General features: G+C 71.8%; 15 protein-coding genes. 7 read left to right on the top strand and 8 right to left on the bottom strand.

All coding sequences use genetic code 11. The annotated features are described in order from the left end of the window. Nucleotides 1-19: 19 nt before the first annotated feature. Together AB0C26_RS14430 and AB0C26_RS14425 are read right to left on the bottom strand one after the other, a co-directional pair. The gene (locus tag AB0C26_RS14430) at nucleotides 20-808 is read right to left on the bottom strand and encodes an enoyl-CoA hydratase-related protein (protein ID WP_360246817.1); all 789 of its coding nucleotides are present in this window, start codon (nucleotides 806-808) and stop codon (nucleotides 20-22) included. Beyond that, entirely contained in the window at nucleotides 805-1,614 is an 810-nt protein-coding gene (locus AB0C26_RS14425) for a PaaX family transcriptional regulator C-terminal domain-containing protein (RefSeq protein ID WP_360246815.1), read from the bottom strand. The genes AB0C26_RS14430 and AB0C26_RS14425 overlap by 4 nt, the downstream gene beginning before the upstream one ends. Before the next feature lie 259 nt (nucleotides 1,615-1,873). Between AB0C26_RS14425 and AB0C26_RS14420 the strand changes: the two genes are divergently transcribed. Beyond that, nucleotides 1,874-2,041: a DUF3117 domain-containing protein gene (locus AB0C26_RS14420; RefSeq protein ID WP_014694782.1), complete on the top strand. Its 168-nt coding sequence runs from the start codon at nucleotides 1,874-1,876 to the stop codon at nucleotides 2,039-2,041. Nucleotides 2,042-2,118: 77 nt separating this feature from the next. Then, the gene (locus AB0C26_RS14415) at nucleotides 2,119-3,504 is read left to right on the top strand and encodes a leucyl aminopeptidase family protein (RefSeq protein WP_360246813.1); all 1,386 of its coding nucleotides are present in this window, start codon (nucleotides 2,119-2,121) and stop codon (nucleotides 3,502-3,504) included. Here the strand turns inward: AB0C26_RS14415 and AB0C26_RS14410 are convergent. Then, complete coding sequence (locus AB0C26_RS14410; protein ID WP_360248229.1) at nucleotides 3,481-4,053, bottom strand: O-methyltransferase; 573 nt, start codon at nucleotides 4,051-4,053, stop codon at nucleotides 3,481-3,483. The genes AB0C26_RS14415 and AB0C26_RS14410 overlap by 24 nt on opposite strands. Before the next feature lie 248 nt (nucleotides 4,054-4,301). Between AB0C26_RS14410 and AB0C26_RS14405 the strand changes: the two genes are divergently transcribed. Next, nucleotides 4,302-5,570, top strand: coding sequence for a trypsin-like peptidase domain-containing protein (locus AB0C26_RS14405; protein ID WP_360246811.1), 1,269 nt, complete (start codon nucleotides 4,302-4,304; stop codon nucleotides 5,568-5,570). 111 nt (nucleotides 5,571-5,681) lie between these two features. Continuing rightward, nucleotides 5,682-6,095 (top strand): preprotein translocase subunit TatB, encoded by a 414-nt coding sequence (locus AB0C26_RS14400; RefSeq protein WP_360246809.1) that lies wholly within the window; start codon nucleotides 5,682-5,684, stop codon nucleotides 6,093-6,095. Nucleotides 6,096-6,217: 122 nt separating this feature from the next. Here the strand turns inward: AB0C26_RS14400 and AB0C26_RS14395 are convergent, their stop codons facing one another. Genes AB0C26_RS14395 through AB0C26_RS14385 form a run of 3 tightly spaced genes read right to left on the bottom strand, consistent with a single transcriptional unit; the run spans nucleotide 6,218 to nucleotide 9,217 of the window. Continuing rightward, nucleotides 6,218-7,366: an Mrp/NBP35 family ATP-binding protein gene (locus AB0C26_RS14395; protein WP_360246807.1), complete on the bottom strand. Its 1,149-nt coding sequence runs from the start codon at nucleotides 7,364-7,366 to the stop codon at nucleotides 6,218-6,220. A gap of 25 nt (nucleotides 7,367-7,391) precedes the next feature. Beyond that, nucleotides 7,392-7,934, bottom strand: a complete 543-nt coding sequence (locus AB0C26_RS14390) for a DUF1003 domain-containing protein (protein ID WP_360246805.1) — start codon at nucleotides 7,932-7,934, stop codon at nucleotides 7,392-7,394. Next, the gene (locus tag AB0C26_RS14385; RefSeq protein ID WP_360246803.1) at nucleotides 7,931-9,217 is read right to left on the bottom strand and encodes a magnesium transporter MgtE N-terminal domain-containing protein; all 1,287 of its coding nucleotides are present in this window, start codon (nucleotides 9,215-9,217) and stop codon (nucleotides 7,931-7,933) included. The genes AB0C26_RS14390 and AB0C26_RS14385 overlap by 4 nt, the downstream gene beginning before the upstream one ends. 27 nt (nucleotides 9,218-9,244) lie before the next feature. Here AB0C26_RS14385 and AB0C26_RS14380 point away from each other — a divergent pair, with 27 nt between their 5' ends. Further along, entirely contained in the window at nucleotides 9,245-10,117 is an 873-nt protein-coding gene (locus AB0C26_RS14380) for a PhzF family phenazine biosynthesis protein (RefSeq protein ID WP_360246801.1), read from the top strand. A gap of 4 nt (nucleotides 10,118-10,121) precedes the next feature. Here the strand turns inward: AB0C26_RS14380 and AB0C26_RS14375 are convergent, their stop codons facing one another. Together AB0C26_RS14375 and AB0C26_RS14370 are read right to left on the bottom strand one after the other, a co-directional pair. After that, nucleotides 10,122-10,619 (bottom strand): hypothetical protein, encoded by a 498-nt coding sequence (locus tag AB0C26_RS14375; RefSeq protein ID WP_360246799.1) that lies wholly within the window; start codon nucleotides 10,617-10,619, stop codon nucleotides 10,122-10,124. A 9-nt stretch (nucleotides 10,620-10,628) separates the two neighbouring features. After that, nucleotides 10,629-11,339 carry an HAD family hydrolase gene (locus tag AB0C26_RS14370; RefSeq protein ID WP_360246797.1) on the bottom strand — a complete coding sequence of 237 codons (711 nt, stop codon included), beginning with the start codon at nucleotides 11,337-11,339 and terminating at the stop codon, nucleotides 10,629-10,631. A 137-nt stretch (nucleotides 11,340-11,476) separates the two neighbouring features. Between AB0C26_RS14370 and AB0C26_RS14365 the strand changes: the two genes are divergently transcribed. After that, complete coding sequence (locus AB0C26_RS14365) at nucleotides 11,477-12,391, top strand: DMT family transporter (RefSeq protein ID WP_360246795.1); 915 nt, start codon at nucleotides 11,477-11,479, stop codon at nucleotides 12,389-12,391. A gap of 96 nt (nucleotides 12,392-12,487) precedes the next feature. Further along, a complete protein-coding gene (locus AB0C26_RS14360) occupies nucleotides 12,488-13,129 on the top strand; it encodes a hypothetical protein (protein WP_360246793.1) in 642 nt (213 codons plus the stop codon). The last annotated feature ends 544 nt before the right edge of the window (nucleotides 13,130-13,673 follow it).

Here is a 13,673-nt window from a genome sequence, read left to right as displayed (position 1 = left end):
CGATCCCAAATGGGTAATATCAGCGGCCTTCGAAGGCGGGCTTCTGCTTGGCCACGAAGGCGTTGACCGCGTTCTTGTGGTCGGCCGTCGCCCCGCAGATGGCCTGGGCCTGCGCCTCGGCCGCCAGCGCGTCCGACAGCGTGCCGGCGTCGCCGATCGAGAGCTCGCGCTTGATCGCCCCGTAGGCCACCGTCGGACCGGCCGCGAGCCGCGCCGCCAGCTCCTGGGCGACCGGCAGCACCTGCTCGTCGTCCTCGGTCAGACGCGAGAGCAGGCCCATCTGGTACGCGGCCTCGGCCCGTACCGGCTCGGCCAGCAGCAGCAGCTCCAGCGCCCGCGCGTGCCCCACGATCCGCGGCAGCGACCACGAGACCCCGCTGTCGCCGGCCAGGCCCACGTTGGCGAACGCCATCAGGAAGCCCGTCTTCGGCCCGCCGATCCGGAAGTCGGCCAGCAGGGCCAGCGAGGCGCCCGCGCCGGCGGCCATGCCCCGCACCGCGGCCACCACCGGCTTGGGCATGCTGGCCAGCCGCTGCGCGATCGGGTTGTAGTGCACCCGGACGGTGTCCAGGTCGGTGCGCCCCGACTCCAGCTGCTCGGCGTGCTCGCGCAGGTCCTGGCCCACGCAGAAGGCCGTGCCGGCCCCGGCCAGCACGATCGCCCGGCAGGACTTGTCCGACTCCAGGGAGGCCAGCGTGTCCCGCAGCGCTTCCTTGAGGTCCACATCGAGGGCGTTCATCGCCGACGGCCGGTTGAGCGTGAGGGTGACCACCGCGTCGCTGCGGTCGACCAGCAGGGAGTCTGTCATGAGTCTGAGAATCCCACACGGGAGCGAGTCACGGACTGCAGGCAACGTTCCACATAGCGGTCGGCCGCGGGGCGCAGCCGGGCCGCGTGCCGGTCGAAGAAGCCGGCCGCGCTCGTGCCCGGCCAGGGTGCCGGCAGCAGGGAGGTGGGCAGCTGAGGGTCGCGGAACAGGAACGAGCGCCACGAGTGGACCAGGCGGAAGCGGGCCGCGTACGCCTCCTCGTCGCTGCTCCGGGCGTTCACCGTGGTCACCACCGGTCGCAGGTCGGACACGAAGTCCTCGTAGGAGCGGGCCAGCTCGGGCAGGTCCCACGCCTTGCCGACGACCTCGGCCGCGCCCGGGGAGCCGGCCGCGTGGGCGGCGCTGAACCGCTCGTACGGCACCCCGGCGTCGGTCAGCACCGTGTCCGCCTCCTCGACGGCCCGGGGCGCGACCCACGCGTGCTCGCCCAGCGACCCGTAGCCGAGGTAGGCCAGCCGGGCGGCGTCCCGCTTGGCCAGCGGGCCGTGCAGCAGGATCAGGTCGAATTTGCCGTCCCAGCTCACCCGCCCGGTCCGGTAGATTCGCGCCCCCGCCTCGTCGAGCCGCCGGGCGGCTTTCGGGGTCAGGAGATATCCCGGTCCTGAGACCAATCGCATAGGGTGCAACCAGCCTTGGCGCACCATGCGGGACACCGCGGTGCGCACAGCGGGAGGAGCGATGCCGAGTGGCGCGAGCAGCTTGACCAGGGCCGCGACCGGCGCACGGCCCCCTCGGGGACGGAGGTAGTCGCCGTACAGGTCGAAGAGTGCGGACCGCGCCTGCATGACCGCACATTGTGACAGCCCAAAAGACGATATGCTAGACGCTGTCACATCCGCCCGGGCTGGGTTTGGGTTCGCCGGTGTTCATCAGGGAAAATGTTTGATCGGCACGGTGGGCCGCTCTGCGTGATGACGCGCAAAGGCCCCTCGGCCGCCGGTCGGATACGAGGTACCACGTCACGTGGGGCTGAGCACGTGACCGTTGACAAGTGGCTGTGGGGTAACCCACCGACACCCTGATGTGGGTCTGAGGGGAGACAAGATGGCGGCGATGAAGCCGCGGACGGGCGATGGTCCGCTGGAGGTCACCAAGGAGGGTCGGGGCATCGTCATGCGTGTCCCGCTGGAAGGTGGTGGCCGTCTCGTCGTTGAGATGACTCCGGACGAGGCCAGCGCGCTGGGTGACGCGTTGAAGTCGATCGCCGGCTGACGTTTCACGCGAGCCCGCCGGTACGGTACCGCCCGTACCGGCGGGCTTTCCACGTCTTCGAGAAAGGTCATGCTCCCGTGTTTCCGATCCGGCTGACCGACCGCCTCGACGACGGCCTGACCCGCGTGGTGCCGATCGGCTCGTCGGGTCCACTGTCGCACGTCGACGGCGCCCTCGGTGACGAGATCGCCGCTCTGGGTGACGGTCCCGATCCGCTGATCGTCCTGCGCCGGCCGCTGAGCCGTCCGGCGAAAGTCCTCCTGGCCGACGTACGCCCCGGCTGGCGTGCCGCCGGCGCGGCCATCGTCCGGCAGGTGGGCGACGAGCCGCTGCAGATCCTCGTCGACGAGGACGTCCGCGACCTCGCCGAGGGCCTCTGGCTCGGCGGCTACCGCTATCGCGACGCCCGCGAGGAACCCCGCACGGCCCCGATCGATCTGGTCACGACCAGGCCTGAGGTGTACGCCCGGAGCCTGGCCCAGGCGCAGATCGCGGCCCGCGCCACCTGGCTGGCGCGCGACCTCACCAACACACCGTCGAACCTGAAGATCCCGGACTGGTTCGCCGAGGAGATCTCCGGCGCGTCCGCCCGGCGGCCCGGCGTCGAGGTACGTGTCCACGCCGGCCCCGGCATCGAGCGCTTCGGCGGCCTGCGCGCCGTCGGCGGCGGCTCCAAGTGGCGCCCGTGCATGGTCGAGATGACCTGGCGGCCGCCCGGCGCGACCACCCACGTGGTGCTGGTCGGCAAGGGCATCACGTTCGACAGCGGCGGCCTCTCGGTGAAGACCCGCGAGGGCATGAAGCGGATGAAGAACGACATGGCCGGCGCGGCCGCAGTGGCCGCGGCCACGCTCGCCGCGGCCGACCTTGGACTGCGGGTACGGATCACCGCCCTGATGCCGCTGGCCGAGAACGCGATGAGCGGCTCCGCGTTCCGCCCCGGCGACGTGATCACCCAGTACGACGGCAGCACCACCGAGACCACCAACTCCGACGCCGAGGGCCGCCTGGTGCTGGCCGACGCGCTCGGCTACGCGGTCGAGGGCCTCGATCCCGACGTGATCGTCGACCTGGCCACCCTGACCGGCTCGCAGAAGGTCGCGCTGGGCCCCGAGATCTCCGCCCTCTTCACCGAGAACGACGAGCTGGCCGGCGCCCTGCGGGCGGCCGGTGAGCGGGCCGGGGAGAAGATGTGGCGGATGCCACTGCCGGCCGAATACCGCGACCTGCTCCGCAGCGACGTGGCCGACCGGCACAGTTCGCCCACGGGCGGCCCCGGCGCCGTCGTGGCCGCCCTGTTCCTGCGTGACTTCCTCGGGCCGTACGCGAACCGCTGGGCTCACGTGGACATGGCCGCACCGGCCTGGAGCGACACCGAGGAGCCGGCGACCCGGCGCGGCGCGACCGGCTGGGGCACCCGGACTCTGCTGCGCTACCTCTCAGCGCTTGACGGCGGTCAGTAACCCGCCGCCGGACGGGATCACCGCGGGGATCCACTCCTCGGACTCGCGCACCGAGCGGACCGTCTCGCGGATGGTGAGCGTGTCGACGTCGCGGGCCGACGGGTCGGCGATCCGGCCGCCGGCCAGCACGCCGTTGATCACAAGCGCGCCGCCCGGGCGCAGCAGTCGCAGCGCCTCGTCGGCGCAGGCACCGAACTCGGTCGGGTCGGCGTCGACGAAGACCAGGTCGTACGCCCCGTCGGCGAGCCGGGGCAGTACGTCGAGCGCCCGCCCGGTGATGATCCGGGTGCGCGACGCCGCGAACCCGGCCTCGACGAAGATCCGCCGGGCGATCCGCTGGTGCTCGTTCTCGACGTCGATGGTGGTCAGCACCCCGTCCGCCCGCATGCCCCGCAACAGCCAGACACCGCTCACGCCCGTACCCGTGCCGATCTCCACCACCGCCTTGGCGCTGCCCGCGGCAGCCAGCAGGCGCAGCACGGACCCGGCGGCCGGGGTGACGCTGAACAGGCCGAGCTCGTGGGCAAGGCTGCGCGCGGTCTGGAGCACGATGTCCTCGTCCGCGTACGCCTCGGCGAACTGGGAACCGTTGGTGGCCGGCTGGGGACCGATGGAGCGGGCTGACGGGACGATGACGAACCTCCGGGAGCGGCTGAGGATGCGCATAAAGAGTAAGACGATGGTCCTCTAGCACGCAGCCGGGCGTCGATGGGATAAAAGGGCCGGGGAGAGGCAGTGCGAGGGATCCGTGTCATTCTGGAGGGGGAGCCGGGCGGAACATGAGTGGAGGCACCGACGTGACCGACGGTTGGAACGCGCGTCCCACTCCGCCGCCTGCCAATGGTCAGCCACCCTCGCCCTGGGGGTCCGACGCGCTGTGGTCCGGGTCGATGGCCGACCCGTGGCGCGACCCGTACGCTCCGGCCGCCGTCGTCGTGCCGAGCGGCCCGCAGACCCCCGGCCCGCCTCCGGAGCCGGTCACCGACCCGGACGCGCCCCGTCGTTCGTACACCCCAATTCTCTTGATCTGCCTGGTCACCGCGCTGCTCGCGGGTGGCCTGGGCGGCACGCTGGGCTATGTCTTCGCCGTGCGCGGCGGGGTCGGCGGCGGTGCCTCGTCCAGCCTGGGCGCGCCGGCCGAGGACGCCCCGGCGGCGGCCAACCGGGCGCCCGACTCGCTGGCCGGCGTGGCCAAGAAGGTGCTGCCCAGCGTGGTGACGGTCCGGGTGACCGGCGCGATCGGCTCCGGCTTCGTGGTGTCCAAGGACGGCTACGTGATCACCAACGACCACGTGGTCGAGGGCGCCGACGACGACACCATGTCGGTCGCGTTCAGCGACGGCTCGACGGCCGGGGCCAAGGTGGTCGGCCGCGATCCCGAGTCCGACATCGCCGTGATCAAGGTCGCCAAGTCCAACCTCACGCCGGTCGCCATCGGCAACTCCGACTCGCTCGCGGTGGGCGACCCGGTGCTCGCCTTCGGATCGCCGCTGGCTCTGGTCAACACGGTCACCGCCGGCATCGTCAGCGCGCTCGACCGGGCCATCGAGGCGGGCGGCGAGTCGGGTGGCACGACCCGGTACTACGCGGCCATCCAGACCGACGCCGCGGTCAACCAGGGCAACTCCGGCGGCCCGCTGGTGAACGCGGCCGGTCAGGTGGTCGGGGTCAACTCGGTGATCCGTTCGGTCGGCGGCACCGAGACCGAGGCCGGCAACATCGGCCTGGCCTTCGCCATCCCGATCAACCAGGCCCGCCGGGTGGCCGGTGACATCATCGACACCGGCAAGGCCCGGCGTACGGTGATCGGCGCCGAGGTCGCCACCGGCGGCACCAGCGCGACCGGCGCCCGGCTGCGCTCGGTCGAGCCCTCGGGCCCGGCCGCCACCGCCGGCCTCAAGGCGGGCGACGTGGTCACCAAGATCGACGGTCACGCGGTCGAGGACGGCACCGACCTGATCGCCCTCGTGCGCAAGTACGCTCCCGACTCGACCGTCTCGGTGGAGTACCGTCGCGGCACCAAGACCCAGACGGCCTCCGTGACATTGGTCGCGGACTCCAACTAGAGGGTTTGTCCTGCAGGTCACGTGGGAGCGACAGGACAAACCCTCGCTCGGGACTGCCACCCGACAGGTTCCGTGCGTAGGCTGGGCGCGGAGACAAGGGAGGCAGCCCTCATGTTCGAAAACCTGAACTGGTGGGAGATCGGCGCGCTGCTGTTGCTCGCGCTGCTGATCTTCGGCGAGCGGCTTCCGAAGGTCATCGGCGACGGCATGCGCATGCTGCGCGGCCTGCGCGCCATGGCGCAGAACGCGACGAGCGACCTCAACCGCGAGCTCGGCACCGACCTGCAGCTGCAGGACCTTCACCCCAAGGCGTTCATCCGCAAGCACCTGATCAGCGAGGACGAGGAAGCGGCGATCCGCAAGCCGCTGCAGGGCCTCCTCGAGGACGTGAAGTCCGACCTGAGCGGCGTGCGGAGCGACCTGGCCGACGTGGCCGACGCCGCCGACATCAAGAAAGCGCCCTCGGCCCCGTCGGTTTCACCGGCGGCACCGAAGGCGCGAACCTTGGACCTGGACGCTACTTAGCTGGCTGGCTCCGCTTCGCTCCGCGGGCGATCGCCGCCGGTGAGATGGCAGGCGATTTTCCGCCACCCGCAAACCCCGCGGGCGTCGAAAAACCGACTGCCATCTCACCGGCGGCGATCGCGTTACTTCTTGGCCATGACCGAGAGGCTCAGCGGCTTGCCGATCAGGGAGTCGCGGCGGACGGCCAGCTTGGCGGCGACGGCGTCGAGGGCCTTGGCCGCCGGCGCGTCGGGAGCGGCCAGCACGATCGGGTCGCCGGCGTCGCCCGCCTCGCGGACCCGGGTGTCCAGCGGCACCTGACCCAGCAGCGGCACCGAGGCGCCGATCGAGGTGGTCAGCGAGTCGGCCACGGTCTGCCCGCCGCCCGCGCCGAACACCTCCATGCGCGAGCCGTCCGGCAGCTCCAGCCAGGACATGTTCTCCACGACGCCGATGACCCGCTGGTGGGTCTGCAGGGCGATCGCCCCGGCCCGCTCGGCCACCTCGGCCGCGGCCGCCTGCGGGGTGGTGACGACCAGGATCTCCGCGTTCGGCAGGAGCTGGGCCAGCGAGATCGCCACGTCGCCGGTGCCCGGCGGCAGGTCGAGCAGCAGAACGTCGAGGTCGCCCCAGTAGACGTCGGCCAGGAACTGCTGCAGCGCGCGGTGCAGCATCGGGCCGCGCCACACCACTGCCGCGTTGCCGGCGGTGAACATGCCGATCGAGATCACCTTCACGCCGTGCGACTGCGGCGGCATGATCATCTCTTCGACCCGGGTCGGGCGGGCCTCGACGCCCAGCATGCGCGGCACCGAGTGGCCGTAGATGTCGGCGTCGATCACACCCACCGACAGGCCCCGCTTGGCCAGGGCGGCCGCCAGGTTGACGGTGACGCTGGACTTGCCGACACCGCCCTTGCCGCTGGCCACGGCGTACACCCTCGTGCGAGAGCCGGGCTGGGCGAACGGAATGACCGGTTCCGCCGAAGCGGAACCACCGCGCAGCGTGGTCTGCAGCGCCTTGCGCTGCTCCTCGGACATCACACCGAAATCGATGCTCACCGAGGAGATGCCGGGGATCTTCGTCAGGGCGGCGGTGATGTCGTTGTTCAGCTTGTCGCGCAGCGGGCAGCCGGCCACGGTGAGCAGCAACTCGACCCGGACCGAGCCGTCGGCGACAGTGAAGCCCTTGACCATGCCGAGTTCGGTGATCGGGCGGCGGATCTCGGGGTCGTCGACCGTGGCCAGAGCGGCCTGAATCGCGTCCTCGATGGTGGAGGCGGGAGCGGACATGGATGCCATGCTACGTCGCTCCTTACTAGTGCTCCGCCTCCCACTCCTTGCGGTCGTCCTCCCACTCCTGCCGCGCCCGCTTGTCCCGGCGGTGTGCCGCCTCGTCCAGTTCGTCGGCCAGCCGGGCCAGTTCCGAGCGCAGGAAGTCGCGGGTCGCGACCTCGCCCAGGGCGATCCGCAGCGAGGCGATCTCCCGGGCCAGATATTCGGTGTCGGCCTTCTGCATGGCGGCCCGCCGCCGGTCCTCCTCCATCGCCAGCCGGTCCCGGTCGGTCTGCCGGTTCTGCGCGAGCAGGATCAGCGGCGCCGCGTACGACGCCTGCAACGACAAGATCAAGGTCAGGAACGTGAACGTGTACGGGTCGAAGCGCAGGTTCGCCGGCGCCAACGTGTTCCACAGGAACCAGACCCCGATGACCAGCGTCATCCACACGATGAACTGCGCCGTGCCCATGTAGCGGGCGATGTTCTCCGACCACTGCCCGAACGCCTCCGGGTTGAACCGGGGCAGCCGCACCCGTCCCGGCTCGACGGGCTGATCCAGGCGGTCCCGCCGAGGCTCCGTCACAGCGTGACCTCGTCCGTCTCATCGGTGCCCAGGCTGTCCCGCTCGCGCCAGTCCCGCGGCAGCGAGTGGTCGAGCACGTCGTCCACGGTCACCGCGCCGACCAGCCGGTGCGTCGAGTCGATCACCGGCATCGCCACCAGGTCGTACGTCGCCATCCGTTTGATGATCTCGGCGAGGCTCGCGTCGGGACGCAGAGGCTCGATGTCGTTGTCCACGATCCCGCCCAGGATCGACGCCGGGGCCTCGCGCAGCAGCCGCTGGAAATGCACCATGCCCAGGTATTTCCCACTCGGCGTGGCCGACGGCGCCCGCGCGACGAAAACCTGCGCGGCGACCACCGGGGAGAGCTCCGGCTCCCGGATGCGGGCCAGCGCCTCGGCCACCGTCGTGTCCGGGGTGAGGATCACCGGCTCCGAGGTCATCACGCTGCCGGCCGTGCCCGGGCGGTAGTTCATCAGCTGCCGGACCGGCGCCGCCTCCTCCGGCTCCATCAGGTCGAGCAGCACTGTCTGCTCGGCCTGGGGCAGCTCGGCCAGCAGGTCGGCCGCGTCGTCCGGATCCATGCGTTCCAGTACGTCGGCGGCGCGCTCCCGGTCGAGCCGGACCAGGATCTCCACCTGATCGTGCTCGGGCAGCTCCTCCAGCACGTCGGCCAGCGTCCGGTCGCTGAGCGCGGCCGCGACCTCGTTCCGGCGGGCGTCCGGCAGGTCCTGCAGCGCGTTCGCCATGTCGGCCGGGCGCATCTGCTCGAGCAGCGCCAGCAGGTTGGAGGTCCCCTGCGTGTCGGTGGGGCCCACGAGCCCGCGCACCCGTTCGTACTCGGCCTGGAAGACGTGCCCGCGGCGGGTCAGCCGCCCGGTGTGCTCCCGCACGGCGACCCGGGTGACCAGCCACTCGTTGTTGCGGTTGAGATCCATTCCGATGTCCACGACCGTGCCCGGCGTGGCCGGGCCCTCGCCGTGCTCGGGCACCACCTCGACCCGGCGGTCGAGCAGCTCCTCGATGACGAGCAGCTCGTTGGGCCGTTTCTCGAACCGCCGCAGGTTGAGACTGCCGCTGCTGAGCACGACGTTCTCGGCGTCCATCGACGTCACCCGCCCGATCGGCAGGAAGATCCGCCGGCGCAGCGCCATCTCCGCCACCAGTCCCACGACCTGAGGCGGCCGGGTCGTGGTGCGCAGGCGGACCACGCCGTCGCGTACCCGCCCGACCCGGTCCCCGTTGGGGTCGAACACGGGCAGACCGGCGAGGCGGGCCACATAAACCCTCGTCCCCATGGTCACGCCTTCAGCCTAGGTTAGGGTCCGGACATGTCAGGTGTGGCGTACGAGATCGTGGACGTATTCACCGATCGCCCGTTCGCGGGCAATCCACTCGCGGTCGTCTACGGCGCGGACCGTCTCGCCGCAGATCAGATGCACACTCTGGCCCGCGAGTTCAACCTGTCCGAGACCGTGTTCGTGCTCCCGCCCACCGACCCTACGGCCACCTATCGTGTGCGGATCTTCACTCCGGAGTCGGAGATCCCGTTCGCGGGTCACCCGAGCGTGGGCGCCGCGGTGACCTCGATGCGCCGGGGCCTGTTCCCGGCCGGCGACGTGACCCAGGAGTGCGGCGCCGGCCTGCTGCCGATCACGGTGACGTCACACGGCGAGGCCACGCTGACCGGCGGCAAGCCGTCGCTGGGCGCTCCCGTGCCGGTCGAGCACCTGCTGGCCGTCACCGGCCTCACGGCCGAGGACCATGCGGGCGGTGCGGCACGGTGGGCCGGGTGCGGCTTGGATTGGGTGGTTTTCCCCGTACGCCGGGAAGCGCTGGCCAAAATCCGCATCGACCCCCACGCCGCCGAGTCACACGGCATCAGCGACCTCAGCGTGGTGGCCTGGGATCCGGAGACGGCGGAGGCCCACAGCCGCGTCTTCATCCCCGGCGGCGCGGTCCCGGAGGACCCGGCCACGGGGTCGGCGGCGCTGGCCCTGGGCGTGTGGCTGGTCGACGCCGGCCTGCTCCCCGCCGACGGCATCTGGTCGTACCGCATCCACCAGGGCATCGAGATGAAACGCCCGTCGCGGCTGGACTGCACGGTCACGGCCCTCGCCGGCGCGGCCACTGCGGCCACCGTCGCCGGCCACGTGTGGCCGGTCGCGGCCGGCGAGATCGCCGTACCACCGTTCGTCGGCTGACGGGTCAGCGCTTGCGGACCTTGTGCAGGCGGAACGGGCGGGTCACCTCGACCCGGGCCGGGGTCTCGCGGGGTGGCGCGGCGCCGGAGTCCTTGGGCAGGTCCGGGCGGCTGAGCGGGGCCTGGCCGGGCGCCGGCGTCAGCCGTACGACCGCGCAGCCCGTCTCCGCCCATCGGGCCACCACCTGCTCGGCGGTGCCCGAGGCGTTCAGGCGTTTGACCGCGAGCTGCGGCGCGACCGTCTCCCACTCCTCGCTGCCCGGCGTCAGCCGCGTCACTGTCGCCTCGGTGACCAGGATCAGGCCGCCGTTGTCGCCGCGCAGCCGCACGGTCGCCCGGGTCGCCTCGGCCAGCCCGGGCGCGAACTGCTCGCCGGGGCCGCTGACCACGATCAGCGTGCCCTCCAGCGGCAGGCACCAGAGCGCCAGCGCCGGCCCGTCCCCGACCGAGATCCAGGCCAGCGCCGCTTTCTTCAGGGCCTCGTCGAGCAGCGGTGAAGTCACCGCGTCATCCTAAGCGGCCGCGGGCTGTGAGACCCGGGCCTGATCGACCAGCCCGACGATCTCGGTCAGCGAGCGGACCGTACGGCCGGCGAAGTTCGTGTCGGCGTCGAAGGTGAGGTGGTTGGCCAGGTCGGGAGCGGCCAGCCGGACGGGCGTCATGCCCACCGCCGCGGCGCCGGTCAGTTCGTGGCTGCCGCCGTCACCGACGTACAGGCAATCGCTCGGCTGGACGCCGAGCTCGTCGCACGCCGCCAGGTAGATCTGCGGGTCGGGCTTACAGATTCCCAGCCGTACGGAGTAGATCGTCGCGTCCAGCAGCGGCGCCACCGGGAGGCTCGGCAGGAAGGCGGGCAGCTCATGTGTGCAGTCACTGATCACCGCCGTGGACAGGCCGCGGCGCTTGATCGCGGCGAGGGCGCTGACCGCGTCGTCGCGCAGCCGGGTGTCGGCCTTGAGCGCCCTGATCCGGGCCGGCACGCCGGCTCGCACCTGGTCGGTCAGGGGGCGGCCACCGGCCTGCTCGATCACCCATCGTAGGGTGGCTTCCGCGGAGCCGTACCGGCCCCGGGCGCGTGCCCGGAACGTCCGGTCCAGCACCCCGCGGACCGCTTCCGGATCGGCGCCGAGGGCCCGGGCGATCTCGGCGTGCTGAGGTCCGCGCTGGACCGAGCGGGTGAGTGTGCCGAAAAAGTCAAACACGACCGCACGGTATGCGGGCATGGTAAATCAGCCTCCGAGGCATCAGGGGTTCAAAGGGGTCATGCGAAACCTCGGTGACTGTAACGACAGCGTCACTCTCAGTTCAATAGGCGTCAATGAACTGTGGTGTACAAGTCCGCAAGAAGCGACGGCCGGGGATGAATAAGCCCTCATCGCGCGTGAACGGGTCGGTTGCCGCGCTGGCCGTCGCCGTCCTCGCGGTGTCCTCGTCGGCGCCGCTGATCGCCTTCGCGGCCGCTCCGGCCCTGGCCATCGCCTTCTGGCGCAACTTCCTGGCGACGGTTGCGCTGACACCCATCACGTACGGGCCCCGGCGCTCCGAGATCAGGGGCGCGTCCCGCCGGTCCGTGCTCTTCGGCGTGCTGGCCGGGGTGGCGCTGGCCGCGCACTTCGCCACCTGGATGCCGAGCGTGCAGCTGGGCTCGGTGGCCACCGCGACGGCGCTGGTCGCCACGCAGCCGGTGTGGCAGGGCCTGATCGCCCTGGCTCAGGGCCGCCGCCCCTCGGCGGCCGGATGGGCCGGCATCGTGCTGGCCGTGGCCGGCGCGGCCTGGGCCACGGGCGCCGACGTCGGCGTTTCCGGGCAGGCGGTTCTGGCCGACGTGCTGGCCCTGTTCGGCGCGATCTTCGCGGCCGCCTACACCGCGCTCGGCGAGCAGGCGCGGGCGACGTTGAGCACGACCACGTACACCTGGATCTGTTACGGCGTCTGCGCCGTACTGCTCCTGATCGTCTGCCTGGTCTCCGGCGTTCAGCTCGGCGGCTACGACGCGCACACCTGGGCCGCGATCCTCGCCCTGGTCGTCGGGGCCCAGCTGCTGGGTCACTCGATGTTCAACTACGCCCTGCAGCGCACGTCGGCCACCACGGTCAGCGTCCTGATCCTGCTGGAAGTGCCGGGTGCCGCCCTGCTCGCCTGGCTCTGGCTGGGGCAGACGCCGCGCCCGGCCGCGCTGCCGGGACTGGTGCTTCTCCTGCTCGGCGTGGCCGTGGTCATCCTCGGCGCCACCCGGGCCACCCGCCCCACCGTCGATCCGGCGCTGACCGACTGAGATTCCCTGAATGCGCGGTTCGCGGCTTTCGGTCGTTGAGCCCTGCGGGTCTCGCCTGGCGGGCAGCGCCGGGCCGGGGTAGAGAGGGGGAATGCGATGTACCGCGCTCGATTCCTGGCCGGACTGGCAGCGACGGTCGGGGCGATCCTCATGATCGCCGGATGCGGCGATCAGCCGGAGGATCAGCCGGTGGACCGCCCGGGCCTGACCGGCGGCTGGAGCACGGCCGGCTGCGAATTCCACCGCCGAGCCGAACACGTGCCGGTGGCCGGCCTGCTCATGCCGGCCACCCCGGCCAAACTGGAAGCCGCGATGGACCGCATCGACCGCGGCGGCCGGACCGAGTTCGCCGACAGCTACGCCGGCCTCGAGGTCGACCAGCAGCGGGTACGGGCGATCGTCTACCGCGTGCCGTCGGCGGCCTTCGACCAGTTCATCCGCCGCGCCGCCGAGGACGCCTGCATCGTCGTCCGCGACGCCGACCATTCCGCAACCGACCTGGCCTTCTGGCACGACCGGGTACTGGCCGACATCCAGTTCTGGAGCCACCGGGGCATCCGCCTGGTCTCCATCGGAGCCCGCCACGACGGCACCGGCCTCGAAATCGGCACCCGCGACCTCGACCGAGCCCGCCTCGAACTGCCGGCCCGCTACGGCGCCCGAGCCCCCCTGCTGTTCATCGAGGAGGGCCCGGTCCATCCCCTACGGAGCCCCACCGCAAAGCCCCACCCCAACTGATCCTGCTCCGCCCCCGTGCCCGGCAAAGTTCCACCCCACGCCGAAGGCCGCCGCCTCCCCGAGCCGGGCACGCGCGCGGAGCCTCTGCCGCCCGCCGGCCTCTCCCGCGGCGTTCCGCCATTCCGCCCGCGGTCACGCCTAGCGCCCCCGCGCCCGGGCGGAGTCATGCCCTCGTCGCCCGCCCCTCGTCGCCCGCCCCTGGTCCATCGCCGCTCGCGCCATCGCGCCTCGCGCCATCGCGCCTCGCGCCATCGCGCCTCGCGCCATCGCGCCTCGCGCCATCGCGCCTCGCGCCATCGCCCCTCGCGCCATCGCGCCGCCGCCGCTCGCGCCATCGCCCTTCACCTCGCCCCGCGCCCCGCGCCTCGCCCCGCGCCTCGGCCTCGTGCCTCACCTCGCGCCGCGCGCCTTGCCCGTCGTGCCTCGCCCTTGGCGCCTCGCCCTTGGCGCCTTGCCCTTGGCGCCTTGCCCGTCGTGCCTTGCCCTTGGCGCCTTGCCCGTCGTGCCTTGCCCTTGGCGCCTTGCCCGTCGTGCCTTGCCCTTG

The organism is Actinoplanes sp. NPDC048796 (genome assembly GCF_040650035.1).
Lineage (GTDB): Bacteria > Actinomycetota > Actinomycetes > Mycobacteriales > Micromonosporaceae > Actinoplanes.
Note: the sequence above shows the minus strand (reverse complement) of the source record. Positions and strands in the feature narration are given on the sequence as shown.